Consider the following 13015-nt stretch of genomic DNA (forward strand, 5'->3'; position numbering starts at 1 on the left):
GAAACTGACAAGTTATTGATCCAAATGCACAGCCCCCCTTGGCAAGCCGGCCCATGGGCCCTACCCTAGTCGGCGAACCCTGCACCCGGTCTGTTGTCTGTTCCCCCATGCGTAAACTTCTAGCTTTTACCGTCACCATGGCCCTGGTTGCCGCCGTCGCCGCGTATCTGGTCTGGACCCAGGAGCGCCCCGTGGCGCATTACCTGTCGGACCTGCGTATTACCCTTGCCGTCAACGAAGGCCTGCCTGCCGACCGTGGCAACTTGCTGGGCATCCAGCCAGAGCTGTTCCCCGCCGACTACCAGAGCCTGGAACGCCTGCACCTGAAGCTTGCGGCCTACCTGCAAAACGCCCGCGACCAGGGGCTGATCAACGACAAGACCATCGTGGTGCTACCTGAGCACATCGGTACCTGGCTGATGCTGACCGGCGAAAAGAACGAGGTGTACCAGGCTCTCCACGCTAAAGATGCGATGAACTGGCTGTCGGTGAGCAATCCGCTGCTGTTCGCCCGCGCCTGGATCAGCGCCACTGGCGACAACCGCACCGACGATGCCTACCTGCGCATGAAAGCCGACGGCATGGCACGGGATTACCAAGTGCTGTTCGGCGGCCTCGCCAAGGAGTTCGGCGTCACGCTGGTGGCGGGCTCCATCACCCTGCCCAACCCAAGTGTCAGCCAAGGCCAGCTGCACGTCGGCCATGGTGCCTTGTATAACGCCAGCGTGGTGTTTGCCGCCGATGGCTTGCCGATCGGCGATCCGCAGCGCCAGCTCTACCCGATCTACGATGAACGCGGTTTTATCGAGCCCGGTGATGAAAACGTCGTCAGCGTGGTCGACACGCCGGCTGGTCGACTGGGTGTACTGGTAGGCAGCGACAGCTGGTACCCGGACAACTACCGCAAACTCAACGAACAAGGCGCGCAATTGATCGCGGTACCGGCCTTCGTGCTTGGCCGTGATACCTGGGACCGTCCTTGGCGTGGATTCAAAAGCGTGTCCACCCCGACAGAAATCAGCCTCAAGCCCGAAGAACTCAGCGAGGGCGAGGCTTGGCGCCGTCTTACATTGATCAGCCAGCCCCCCATCAGCCAGGCCAGCGCCGGCATGAGCGTGTTCCTGCGCGGCCAGTTCTGGGACCTGGGCACTGCCGGGCACAGCTTTCTCAGCAGCAACGGGCAAGTCAGCGCCGATGGCGAAGCCCGTGGCGCGCGCTTGTTGAATATCTGGCTGTGAAGCCCGTACGGCTGGGGGATTTGTCGGTGGGCTTCGTGCACGCCCTGGCCGACGCCATCCACAGCCACGGCCTGGACCCGCAGCCACTGCTGCTGCAATACGGCCTCGACCCGGCGCGCCTGGCCGAGGCCGGTGCACGATTGTCGATCCCGCGCTACATGCGTCTTGGCCATGCCGCTATCCAACTCACCGGCGACCCGGGCCTGGGTCTGCGCATGGGCCAGCTCAGCCGCTTGAGCCAAGGCGGGTTGGCGGGCGTGACCGCCGCTCAAGCCCCCAACGTGCGCGAAGCTGCGCGCGCGCTCACCCGCTTCGAAGCGCTGTACGGCTCCAATTATCGCGGGCAGTCGAGCTTTGTCGAAGATGCCGAAGGCGCCTGGCTGCGCTTCTATTCCATCAGCCCCTACAACGCCTACAACCGCTTTGTGGTGGACTCGATCATCGCCGGCTGGCTGCACCAGTTGTCGAGCCTGGCCCAGCAACCGGTGGAGGCGCAGCGCATCGACATCGAATTTGAAGCACCGGAGTACAGCGATCAATACAGCGTGCTGGGCGACGTCCACTTCGGTGCCGAGGCCAACCAGTTGCGCCTCAACCAGCAGACCCTGGCCCTGCGCAACCCGCAGCACTGCCCGAGTACCTGGAACCTGTTGTTACAACTTTGTGAGCGAGAGTTGGAGCAATTGACGCGCACCCGCAGCCTGCGCGAGCGCATTACCCGGTTGCTCGGGCCTATGCTCAATGGCGGCCGGGAACCCGACCTGGAAGAAGTGGCGGCACGCTTGAAGCTGCCCACCTGGACGCTGCGCCGCAAACTGGCCGACGAAGGCACTCAGTTCCGCGCGATTCTCAACGACACCCGCCGCGACCTGGCCATGACCTACATTCGCGATACGGAACTGGCATTCGGCGAGATCGCCTACTTGCTCGGTTTTGCCTCGGCCCAGGCGTTTCAACGGGCCTTCAGGCGGTGGAACAACCAGACCCCAGGGGAATTTCGCCGCAGTCAGCGGCATTCCGCCTGAAGTCGGTCTTACAGCTCAGTGGCATCGTCAGCCGGTTCCAGCGGGTCCAACTCAATCGCGTGGTACTCGAGCAGTTCTTCCTGGTAATCGTCCATGGTGGACTCCTTTTTGAGTTAAGAGTGGCTGCAGATAAATGACCTGCATCACCAGCCTAAAGTGCCGTGATGACGAAAAAATGTCGACGTCATGACGTTCCTGCACTCAAGGATTAAACGTAGCAGCGCCATATGGATTTAGCACTTGGCCTTAGAGGAACTATTGCAATCATTGCAATTGCAATCATATGTAAGTTTCCGTTAAGGTAATGACATTCGTCGCCAGGTGATCCTCTCCATGACCGCCGCTACCGCACACGCCGCGCAGCTCTGCATCAACGCCTTGAGCACAGCCGCCCCCACCCGCCACTCACCGCTGTACACCGTCATCAACATGGCCAATACCCTTGAACTCAGCCGCCAGGCCTGGGTGATCCGCGGCCAGTCAAGCTCCCGGCGCATGGGTAACTGGCCTGGCTGGTTCGCCCGTAATACCACCGAAAAACCTTTGCTGTACCTGCACAGTGCGCAATCGTCCGCGCAACTGAGTGCGCTGTCGGACGTCACCCAACAGCGCGGCATTCTGTGCAACGACATTGAAAACCAGCCCTCCCGCTGGCCCAAGGGTGCGCAACCTTCCTTACCGTTGTGGCTGGCCACCCACCCGTGTTGTACGCCGTATGACCCGGCCTCGGGCGAAGAGGCCCGTGCGATTGTGCTGGCGGCGTTGCGTAGCCTGTACGTCGACGGCAAGCCCGGGTTCTATTACCTGGCCCTGCATGATCATGAAGGCGCAACGCCCCTGAGCGAGCAGGACCGTGAAGCCGTGCTCGAGGGCATGTACCCGCTGCAGCAGGACACGCGGGGGGATGTGCGATTGCTCGGCGCAGGCCGGGCGCTTGCAGAGGTGGTGCAGGCCAAGCGCTTATTGGCACAGGACTGGAACATCACCGCGCAACTGTGGAGCTGCCCCAGCTACACACGACTGGCCCGCGAGGCTGCTGCGGTTGAACGCTGGAATCGCCTGCACCCCGGAGTGCCCAAGCGCAGCTGTCATTTGCGCAATTGTCTGACCGGAAGTGCAGCACCGGTGATTGCGGTGACCGGCTATCCGCAAGCGATTGTCGACCAGTTAGGGGCACACGTGGATGCGCGGTTCGTAGCGTTGGGCGCGGGCTCGGTGCAGGCGTCGGCGCCGAGTCGGTATTGGATTGTGGTGGCTGCGCTCAGGGCGTTGGCGGATGAAGGGTGCATCGATGCACTGCAAGTGGAGGCAGCGATGAATCGCTATGCATTGGTATACGATGGACTGTAGGCGCGGGCTTGCCGGCGCCTACAAGGTTTTGTCGAGGGCCTTCAGACTTTGCGGCGGCTGCGGGTCTGGGCGCCCGCCTCCATCGCCAGCCCGGCGGTGCGCTCCAGCGCGTCGGCGAAAGCCTGGCGCTGCTCAGGCTCGATCTGTGACAGGAACAGCTCATCCACCGTGCTTTCGTAGATCTTCCACATCTTTTTACGCAGCTCCCGGCCCGACCCGGTGATCGAGGCAAATGCCGCACGGCCGTCGCCGTCGGAGCGGGAGCGCACCACTAGGCCGTCCTTTTCCAGGCGGTCGACCAAGCGCGTGAGGTTGTAGCGCTCGATGGCCAGCACATCAGCCAATTCGTGCATGCGGCGAGTACCGTCGGGGCCGCTTTCCAGGCCCCATAACGCGTCATACCAGGCATAGGGCGGCAGGTCCGCCTCTGCCAGGCGCCGCTCGATCTCGCGGATGACCGTCCTGTGGGCCCTGACAAACCGAAACCAGACATCAGGCTCTTTCGACGACATGCAACACCATCCGGGCAATTTCAAGAAGGTTGCAATAGTAGCTCATCCCGCGCTAGATTCGGCCATGTAGTTGCAATTGCAATTACATTTGCCGGCACTCCCACAAGGAGCACGCCGCTTGAAATCCGCCTACCCTGGAGCCTCACATGACCCCGAACAACGCAGTCAGACGCGACGACGATCCACAGGAAACCCGCGAGTGGCTGGAGTCCATCGAATCGGTGCTGTCCACCGAAGGCCGCCCGCGCGCCCACTACCTGATCGATCAGTTGCTGGATTTCGACGTGGCGCGGCATGGCGATTTCTACGGGCGGGTGACCACGCCCTACGTCAATACAATCCCGGTGGACCGTCAGTTGCCCTACCCCGGCAACGTCGTTATCGAGCGGCGTACCAACGCGTTTATCCGCTGGAACGCCATGGCGATGGTGTTGCGTGCAGGCAAACACTCGGGGGTCGGTGGGCACATCGCGACCTATGCGTCAGCCGCAGTACTTTACGACGTAGGCTTCGATCACTTCTTTCGTGGCCGCACCGACAGCTTTGATGGCGACCTGGTGTATATCCAAGGCCACTCTTCCCCCGGCATTTATGGCCGCGCCTACCTGGAAGGCCGCATCAGCGAAGCGCAACTCGACAACTTCCGCCGCGAGGCCGGTGGCGACGGTATTTCCTCCTACCCACACCCAAGGCTGATGCCGGACTTCTGGCAATTCCCTACCGTGTCCATGGGCCTCGGCCCCATCACCGCCGCTTATCAGGCGCGCTTTATGCGCTACCTAGAATTGCGCGGCCTCAAACAGCACCAAGGGCGCAAGGTCTGGGCCTTCCTCGGTGATGGCGAAATGGACCAGCCGGAATCCCTGGCCGCCATTTCCCTGGCCGGGCGCGAGAAACTCGACAACCTGATCTTCGTGGTCAACTGCAACCTGCAACGCCTGGACGGCCCGGTGCGTGGTAATGCCAAGGTGATCCAGGAGTTCGAAAGCCTGTACCGCGCTGCCGGCTGGAACGTGATCAAAGTGATCTGGGGCAGTGGCTGGGACGCCCTGCTGGACAAAGACCAGAGCGGCCTGCTGCGCCAACGCATGATGGAATGCGTGGACGGCGACTATCAGAACTACAAGTCGCAGAACGGCGCCTATGTGCGCGAACACTTTTTCGGCAAATACCCGGAATTACTCGCACTGGTTGCGGACATGTCCGACGACGAAATCTGGAAACTCTCGCGGGGCGGGCATGACCCGGACAAGGTTTACAACGCCTATGCGGCGGCCGTGCGCCATAACGGCCAGCCCACCGTGATCCTGGCGAAAACCGTCAAGGGTTTTGGCATGGGTGAAGCAGGCGAAGGCCAGAACATCAATCACCAACTGAAGAAAATGGGCGCCGATGCGGTAAGAGCTTTCCGAGATCGCTTTGACCTGGACGTCGCGGACGATCAGCTCGCCGACATCCCCTACCTCAAGCCCGCCGCCGACAGCGAAGAAGCCCGCTACTTCGCCGCACGCCGCCAGGCCCTGGGCGGCTACGTACCTGCGCGCCACAGTGCGGTCGAGCCTTTGCAGATTCCCGAACTGGCCGCCTTCGCCACACAGCTCAAGGACACCGGCGAACGGGCGATTTCCACCACCATGGCCTTCGTGCGCATCCTCGGCACCCTGCTCAAGGACCCGCACCTGGGCAAACTGATCGTGCCCATCGTACCGGATGAGTCGCGCACCTTCGGTATGGAAAGCCTGTTCCGTCAGATCGGCATCCACTCCGCCGTAGGCCAGCTCTACACTCCACAGGACGCAGGGCAATTGAGCTACTACAAGGAAAGCAAGGACGGACAGATCATGCAGGAAGGCCTGAATGAATCCGGCGCCATTTCCTCGTGGATCGCGGCGAGTACGTCCTACAGCAACCACAGTCTGATGACCGTGCCGTTCTACATCTTCTATTCGATGTTCGGCTTCCAGCGGGTCGGCGACCTCGCCTGGGCAGCAGGCGATGCACGCGCGCGCGGCTTCTTGCTGGGGGCCACGGCCGGCCGCACCACGTTGATGGGCGAAGGCTTGCAGCATGACGATGGGCACAGCCATATCCTGTCGTCGGTGATCCCGTGCTGCGTGTCGTACGACCCGACGTTCGCCTACGAGTTGGCGGTGATCATTCGCGAGGGCATGCGGCGGATGTATGAGCAACAAGAGGACATTTACTACTACATCACTCTGCTCAACGAAAACTACCCGCACCCGGCGATGCCCGAAGGCGTGGAAGACGGCATTCTCAAGGGCATGTACCGGCTCAGTACCAGCCAGCAGGCCCAGGTGCAATTGATGGGCAGTGGCTCAATCCTGCGCGAAGTGATCGCGGCGGCTGAGCTGCTGCAGGAGGACTTCGGCGTGCACAGTAATGTGTGGAGCACAACCAGCCTCACCGAATTGCGCCGTGACGGTCATACAGTGGAGCGCTGGAACCTGCTGCACCCGCAGAGCGAGCCAAGGGTGAGCTACGTGGAGCAATGCCTGGCCGGTGAAACGGGGCCGGTGGTGGTGGCGACGGACTACATGAAGCTGTTCGCCGATCAGATCCGACCTTTCGTACCCGGCCGGCGCTTTGTGGCGCTGGGCACGGACGGCTTCGGGCAATCGGATACCCGTGAAACCTTGCGGGCGTTCTTCGAAGTGGACCGGCATTTCATCGTGCTGGCGGCCTTGAAGGCCTTGGCGGATGACGGCGTGATCGGACGCGAGAAAGTCAGTGAAGCCATCAGCCGCTACGGGATCAACGTCGACAAGGCCAACCCCGTAGCGGTCTAAGTTACTGCGACGGCGCCGGTAGGGGCGGAATCGCTTCTGTCGGCGGTGGCAGGTCCGGGTTGCTGGTGGCTGGAGCGGGCTCTGCCTGCGGCGCAATTGGCGCGGACTCGGCAGGTGGAGCGACAGGCTGGGAGACCGCAGGCTCTTCCTTCGGCGGCTCAACCTTCTCGGCAGCCGGAGCTGCCTTGGGTTCCGGCACCCCCAACTCGGCTTTCGGCTGCTCGGGAATATGCTCGGCCTTCTTCACTTCCTGCGGTAGGAACACATCCACCAGCGCAAAGTAACGCTCGTAGAACTTCGGCGCGGACACGGTCTCGCTCGCTACTTTCACCATGGAGTCATCGGTGGAACCGATCGGCATCGACACCGAGCCCAGCACGCCCACACCCAGGCTCGCGGAGTTGTTGACCTTCTTCAGCGCGTAGCGATCCTGCAATGCGTTGGCGAACATCGTCGAATGGTTGGTGCCTTTGCCATCATCGGCACACACCACGTTGAAGCTGATCTGCAGATGGGTCTCGCCGGTCTGCTGGAAGCTCTTGTTACCCACCACCAGTTTCGGATCGCTGCTGGTGATGATGTAGCCCTGGCTCAGCAAGGCGCGTCGCGCGGCTTCGCACGCGGCGACGTCAGTGACGGGGTAATCCCGGGAAAACGTACCGGAGTCGTCGAAATTCTCATGTTCATAAATGGCGGTCTTGGGTGACGAGCAGCCCGCGGCGCCCGCCAGCACCAGCGCCAGCCCGAGGCTACGCAAGTGAAATGATGTCGACATTGAAAATCCTGAGGAAAACAGTCCGGGCGGTATTGTGCAACAGAACGCTGCCTTGGCGCGCGCATTCCTGTCGGTAAAACGTCACAGCCTTACACGACGCCACCTGTAGGAAACAGCCCTGCGCACATATGATCAATAAACACGCGCAGTTTGGCCGAGGCGTGGCGACTTGATGGCCAGAGCATCCAGAAACTGCCGCGATGCTCCAGGTAATCATCCAGCACCCTCTGCAGACGCCCTTCGGCGACAGCCTGGTTGACCATATAGTCCGGCAGGCAAGCAATGCCCAAGCCTTCGTGCACGACATGGTTGAGGGACTCGATGGTGGTGCTGACGAACGGCCCACGCAAGATGGACTCGGGGGCGCCCGGTGCACGCCGCAAAGGCCAGGGCTCCAGCTTGCCGGTCGCGCAGAACTTGTGACGCAGGCAGGCATGGTCGCTCAGGTGCTGCGGCTGTTGCGGTGTGCCATATTCGCGAAAATAACCCGGCGTACCCACCAGCACCAACTGGTAATGCCCCAGATGACGGGCCATCAGCCGCGAATCTTCCGGCTTGCCGGTACGAATCACCGCGTCGAACCCTTCTTCGATCACATCCACCATGCGGTCGGAAAAATCCACATCCAACTCGATGTCCGGGTAGGCGCGAATGAAGTCGCTGAGGACCGGCATCAGCAAGCCGCGCACTTGCGGCACGCTGATACGCAACTTGCCCCGAGGGGTTGCGCTGGCGTCGCTCAGTTCTTGCTCGGCAGCTTCGACCTCGGCCAGGATGCGCCGCGAACGCTCAAGGAACAGCGCGCCTTCGCTGGTCAAAGTGATGCTGCGGGTGCTGCGATGAAACAACCGCACACCCAGGCGCTCTTCCATCCGTGCGATGCTTTTGCCCACGGCCGACGACGAGACGCCCAGCACCCGCCCGGTGGCGGTGAAGCTACGGGTCTCCGCCACCTGCACGAATACGGAAAGACTGCCCAGACTGTCCATGGAAGGGTCCTTGATGATTACGGACGTTTAAGTCCGATAAGTCCGGAACCTTAGCCTGTTTTTCCGCTGACCACAGCCCCCTACCCTGCCTGCTTACCCTTTTGCATGGATAGAGCGCGATGACCTCCCTTACCGACCCCGCAGTGACAGACCGGCGGGACACCTTGCCGTTGAGCGGCTTACTGGCCTTGGCCAGCGCCGGTTTTATCACCATCCTCACCGAAGCCATGCCCGCCGGGCTCCTGCCGCAAATAGGCGAAGGGCTGGGCGTATCACCCGCTTTAGTCGGTCAAATGGTCACGGTGTATGCCCTGGGGTCACTGCTGGCAGCCATTCCACTGACGCTGCTGACCCGTGGCTGGCGACGACGCCCCTTGTTGCTGTTAGCCATTGGCGGCTTCGCCTTGGTCAACAGCGTGACCGCCCTTTCCAGTCATTACGGGTTGACCCTGGTGGCGCGCTTTTTAGCCGGTGTATGGGCCGGACTGCTGTGGGCGCTGCTGGCCGGTTATGCCAGCCGGATGGTTGCGCCACACCTGCAAGGCCGGGCAATTGCGGTGGCAATGCTTGGCGCACCGCTGGCGCTGTCGTTGGGTGTACCAGCAGGCACCTTCCTCGGGGCCGCTGTTGGCTGGCGCCTGAGCTTTGCGATCATGACTGGACTGACACTGGTGCTACTGGCATGGGCGCGCTGGCAACTCCCGGACTTTGCGGGCGAGCCGGCAGGAAAACGCCTGGGATTGCATCAAGTGCTGACCTTGCCGGGGATTCGTCCGGTGCTGTGGGTGACCTTCACCTATGTACTGGCCCACAACATTCTCTACACCTACATCGCACCGCTGCTGGTGCCGGCAGGGATTGCTGCCGACATTGATCAGGTGCTGCTGGTGTTCGGCCTTACAGCGTTGTTGAGCATTTGGATGGCCGGTGTGCTGATTGATCGATGGCTGCGCGTACTGCTGCTGATCAGTTGCACGATGTTTGGCCTGATCGCCTTGGCGCTGGCGTTCTGGATCAACCTGCCAGCGGTCATCTACGTCGCCGTGGCGTTATGGGGTCTGGCGTTCGGCGGGTTACCTGCCTTGCTGCAAACGGCACTGGCCCAATCGGCGGGCGAGTCGGCCGATGCCGCGCAATCGATGCTGGTGACCGTCTGGAACCTGGGCATCGCAGGCGGCGGCCTGGTAGGTGGCGTGTTACTTCAGGGCTGGGGGGCCTGCGCATTTGCCTGGGCCGTTGTATTGCTGATGCTACTGGCTGTGGCCGGTGGGTTACAGACAGCGCCCCAACAACTGGCCCGGCCACCCTTCAAGATCGAACGTTGAAATACGCTGATACCCGCAAGCCTCATAAAAACGCACCAGGTCACCCGTGCCGCCGGCGTAGCAATCCACGCGCAGGCGCCCCACCCCGGCAGCGTGGGCCCGCTCATCGGCGAAGGCCAACAGATGCCGGCCCAACCCACGCGCACGCGCATCACGTGCGGCAATCAGCAATCGCACATAGACCTCCGGCCCGGACGCTGGCGGCACGTAAGGCATGGGCTCGCCCAGCACAAGTGCCGCCAGGACCCGCCCCTCGGGAGCCTCGACCACCCACGCATCCGGCATCGCACACGCTTCTGTGACTTGCGCCACTCGCCGGGGCAATGCCGACCAGGGCTCGGTGCCCCATTGGGCGGTATTCCCTATCCCTACAAACCAGGCAATCACCTCGTCAAACACTTGCAGCACTGCCGGGGCGTCCGATGCGCTGGCACGACGGATTATCCAGTCCTCTCTTCCATGAATAGACACGCTTGAAACTCCCTGGTCGGCGATAACGTACGCGCAGTCTAGCGCACATAAAAAAACCCCCGGTCTTTTCAGGCCGGGGGCTTCTCTTTCAAGCCGCCATCAGAACTTCTTGATGTCGGCCTTGGTTTCCAACTGCTTGCGGTAAGCCGCGAAGTCCTGCTGACCGACACGGGAGGCGAGGAAACGGCGATATTGCGCCTTTTCTTCGTCCGTTGGGGCAGCGGCTTCATTGACGCCGTTCAAGCGCACGATCACCAGGCTACCATCCGCCAGAGTCACCGTGGTGAAGGTCGGCTTGTCCTTGGTCGCAGGCTTGGGCATGCGGAACAGGGCTTGCAGCACGGCAGGATCGATCGCTTCCTGGCTACGGGTAGCCGCTTCAGTGACCTTCCATGCCTGGCCGTCGACCGGCTGGTTCAGTGGAGTCTTGCCATCACGCAGGCTGGCGATGAGTTCGTCAGCATGAGCTTTGGCAGCCGCGCTGGCGCGCTCCTTGGCCATCTGCGTACGGATCGCCGCACTGACGCTTTCCAGCGGCAGTTGCGAAGGTTTCAGGTGCTCTTTGGCACGCAGTACGATGATGGTTTCCGGATCCAGTTCGATGGCGGTGCTGTTGGCACCTTCATCCAACACTTCCGGGCTGAACGCAGCGGTGACCACGGCACGGTTGGCCGCAACACCTTCGCCACCTTCACGGCCAAACGGCGCGGAGGTGTGCACGGTCAGTTTCAGGTCGGACGCCGGCTGGGCCAGGTCGGAAGCTTCGAACGCCGCATCTTCCAATTGCTTGGTCGCTTCAACAAAACGCTGCTCAACCTGTTGGGTCTTCAGCTCCTTGGTCAGCTTGTCTTTAAGGCTAGCGAACGTCGGCACTTGCGGTGCCTCAACGCCCAACAGCTTGATCAAGTGCCAACCGAAAGTGCTGCGTACCGGTGCCGAGACCTGGTCCTTGTTCAACGCGTACAAGGCGGTTTCGAAGTCTGGATCGTAGACGCCAGGGCCAGCAAAACCGAGGTCGCCGCCAATGTTGGCCGAACCAGGATCCTGGGAAAACTCCTTGGCCAGGGCTTCGAATTTTTCACCTTTGGCCAGGCGCGCCTGGATTTCTTCGATCTTCGCCTTGGCTTGCGCGTCGGTGACCTTGTCGTTGACTTCAATCAGGATGTGCGCCGCACGACGCTGTTCAGCGAGGTTGGCGGTTTCTTTCTGATAGGCCGCCTGCAGCTCTTCGTCCTTCACGCTGACCTGGTCGAAGAAGGAAGACTTCTTCAGTTCCAGGTAGTCGATGACCACCTGGTCCGGGGTCATGAATTCTTTGGCGTGCTGGTCGTAGTAAGCCTTGACCTCGTCGTCGGTGAGTTTCACCGCGGCAGGGTTGGCCTTGATGTTGACGGTGGCGAAGTCGCGAGTCTGTTTTTCCAGACGCGCGAATGCCAGCACTTCGGAATCGGTGACGAAACCGCTGCCGGCAATACCTGCGCGAACCTGGCCGATTAGCATTTCCTGGGTCAGCATCTGACGGAATTGCATACGGCTGTAGCCCAGTTGACGGATCACCTGGTCAAAGCGTTCGGCGCTGAACTTGCCGTCCACCTGGAATTCCGGCGTCTGCAGGATCACTTGGTCCAGTGCAGCTTCAGAGAAGCCAAACTTGGAGTCGGCAGCACCTTGCAGCAATAGCTTGCGATCGATCAGCCCCTTGAGGGCCGCTTCGCGCAGCAGTTTTTCGTCCAGCAGGGAGGCATCGAAATCCTTGCCCAGCTGTTGCATCAGCTGACGACGTTGCATGTCGACGGCCTGGCTCAGCTCGGTCTGGGTGATTTCTTCACCGTTGACCTTGGCCACGTCCTGCTTACTGTTACCCGAAGCCTGGAAAATGGCCTCGATACCGGTGAACGCCATCAATGCGACGATGATCCCGATAATGGTCTTGGCAATCCAGCCTTGTGAATTGTCCCTGATATTTTGCAGCATGCGTCCCCCAGAAACGGTTGAACTTCAATAATAGGCAACCGTGGAGCGTGGGTAGAGTACGGATATAAGAAAGGCGCATCCAAGGATGCGCCTTCTCGCAACTGGCGGAGCGGACGGGGGCTTTGGTTCTCCCCCCGGCTTGGCGACCCGATGCATACATGGGTCTGCTGCCGCTCCGCTCCCAGGTTGAACCTACGTTCGACCCGGGTAGGTAAGGCTGGATCGAAGCTTAGTTAACAGCTTCTTTCAGGGCTTTACCGGCTTTGAAACCTGGTTTCTTGGCAGCAGCGATTTGCAGTGCTTTGCCAGTCTGTGGGTTACGGCCAGTGCGAGCTGGACGGTCAGTCACAGAGAAAGTACCGAAGCCTACCAGTACCACGGAGTCGCCGGCCTTCAGAGCGCCAGTGACGGATTCGATTACTGCATCCAGCGCACGGCCAGCAGCAGCTTTCGGGATATCAGCGGATGCAGCGATAGCATCAATCAGTTCCGACTTGTTCACTCTAAGTCCCCTTATATATCTATTGAGTATGATTCTAAGTTTTTTGA

At 61.0% G+C, this 13015-nt stretch carries 11 protein-coding genes; 5 read left to right on the forward strand and 6 right to left on the reverse strand.

Annotation, left to right across the window (positions count from 1 at the left end; genetic code table 11):
* Positions 1-107: 107 nt before the first annotated feature.
* The 3 genes from AB4N92_RS01230 to AB4N92_RS01240 all read left to right on the forward strand — a co-directional run bounded on the left by AB4N92_RS01230 (position 108) and on the right by AB4N92_RS01240 (position 3613).
* Entirely contained in the window at positions 108-1238 is a 1131-nt protein-coding gene (locus AB4N92_RS01230) for a carbon-nitrogen hydrolase family protein (protein WP_021492821.1), read from the forward strand.
* Positions 1235-2263: an AraC family transcriptional regulator gene (locus AB4N92_RS01235; RefSeq protein ID WP_042572100.1), complete on the forward strand. Its 1029-nt coding sequence runs from the start codon at positions 1235-1237 to the stop codon at positions 2261-2263. Before AB4N92_RS01230 ends, AB4N92_RS01235 begins: the two co-directional genes overlap by 4 nt.
* Before the next feature lie 333 nt (positions 2264-2596).
* A complete protein-coding gene (locus AB4N92_RS01240; RefSeq protein WP_236266925.1) occupies positions 2597-3613 on the forward strand; it encodes a transketolase-like TK C-terminal-containing protein in 1017 nt (338 codons plus the stop codon).
* A gap of 41 nt (positions 3614-3654) precedes the next feature.
* Here the strand turns inward: AB4N92_RS01240 and AB4N92_RS01245 are convergent, their stop codons facing one another.
* Entirely contained in the window at positions 3655-4125 is a 471-nt protein-coding gene (locus AB4N92_RS01245; RefSeq protein WP_010209424.1) for a MarR family winged helix-turn-helix transcriptional regulator, read from the reverse strand.
* 146 nt (positions 4126-4271) lie between these two features.
* Here AB4N92_RS01245 and aceE point away from each other — a divergent pair, with 146 nt between their 5' ends.
* Positions 4272-6932, forward strand: coding sequence for a pyruvate dehydrogenase (acetyl-transferring), homodimeric type (gene aceE, locus AB4N92_RS01250; RefSeq protein WP_042572099.1), 2661 nt, complete (start codon positions 4272-4274; stop codon positions 6930-6932).
* A 1-nt stretch (position 6933) separates the two neighbouring features.
* On the opposite strand, the gene AB4N92_RS01255 is transcribed toward aceE, so the two are convergent.
* Together AB4N92_RS01255 and AB4N92_RS01260 are read right to left on the reverse strand one after the other, a co-directional pair.
* Positions 6934-7707 carry a DUF2242 domain-containing protein gene (locus AB4N92_RS01255; RefSeq protein WP_010209420.1) on the reverse strand — a complete coding sequence of 258 codons (774 nt, stop codon included), beginning with the start codon at positions 7705-7707 and terminating at the stop codon, positions 6934-6936.
* Between the two features lie 89 nt (positions 7708-7796).
* Positions 7797-8696, reverse strand: a complete 900-nt coding sequence (locus AB4N92_RS01260; protein WP_236266924.1) for a LysR family transcriptional regulator — start codon at positions 8694-8696, stop codon at positions 7797-7799.
* 119 nt (positions 8697-8815) lie between these two features.
* Here AB4N92_RS01260 and AB4N92_RS01265 point away from each other — a divergent pair, with 119 nt between their 5' ends.
* The gene (locus AB4N92_RS01265) at positions 8816-10021 is read left to right on the forward strand and encodes an MFS transporter (protein ID WP_021492825.1); all 1206 of its coding nucleotides are present in this window, start codon (positions 8816-8818) and stop codon (positions 10019-10021) included.
* On the opposite strand, the gene AB4N92_RS01270 is transcribed toward AB4N92_RS01265, so the two are convergent.
* From AB4N92_RS01270 to AB4N92_RS01280, 3 genes are all read right to left on the reverse strand, one after another.
* Complete coding sequence (locus AB4N92_RS01270; protein WP_081489126.1) at positions 9968-10492, reverse strand: GNAT family N-acetyltransferase; 525 nt, start codon at positions 10490-10492, stop codon at positions 9968-9970. The genes AB4N92_RS01265 and AB4N92_RS01270 overlap by 54 nt on opposite strands.
* Before the next feature lie 99 nt (positions 10493-10591).
* On the reverse strand, positions 10592-12466 hold the full coding sequence (locus tag AB4N92_RS01275; protein WP_154973355.1) for a SurA N-terminal domain-containing protein: 1875 nt from the start codon (positions 12464-12466) through the stop codon (positions 10592-10594).
* A gap of 229 nt (positions 12467-12695) precedes the next feature.
* The gene (locus AB4N92_RS01280) at positions 12696-12968 is read right to left on the reverse strand and encodes an HU family DNA-binding protein (protein WP_003174819.1); all 273 of its coding nucleotides are present in this window, start codon (positions 12966-12968) and stop codon (positions 12696-12698) included.
* Positions 12969-13015: the final 47 nt, after the last annotated feature.

This window comes from Pseudomonas sp. S3_A09, assembly GCF_054668065.1.

Coding starts and splice junctions, on each gene's coding strand:
- AB4N92_RS01230 (WP_021492821.1), top strand. CDS start 108: ATGCGTAAACTTCTAGCTTTTACCGTCACCATGGCCCTGGTTGCCGCC.
- AB4N92_RS01240 (WP_236266925.1), top strand. CDS start 2,597: ATGACCGCCGCTACCGCACACGCCGCGCAGCTCTGCATCAACGCCTTG.
- AB4N92_RS01245 (WP_010209424.1), bottom strand. CDS start 4,125: ATGTCGTCGAAAGAGCCTGATGTCTGGTTTCGGTTTGTCAGGGCCCAC.
- aceE (WP_042572099.1), top strand. CDS start 4,272: ATGACCCCGAACAACGCAGTCAGACGCGACGACGATCCACAGGAAACC.
- AB4N92_RS01255 (WP_010209420.1), bottom strand. CDS start 7,707: ATGTCGACATCATTTCACTTGCGTAGCCTCGGGCTGGCGCTGGTGCTG.
- AB4N92_RS01260 (WP_236266924.1), bottom strand. CDS start 8,696: ATGGACAGTCTGGGCAGTCTTTCCGTATTCGTGCAGGTGGCGGAGACC.
- AB4N92_RS01265 (WP_021492825.1), top strand. CDS start 8,816: ATGACCTCCCTTACCGACCCCGCAGTGACAGACCGGCGGGACACCTTG.
- AB4N92_RS01275 (WP_154973355.1), bottom strand. CDS start 12,466: ATGCTGCAAAATATCAGGGACAATTCACAAGGCTGGATTGCCAAGACC.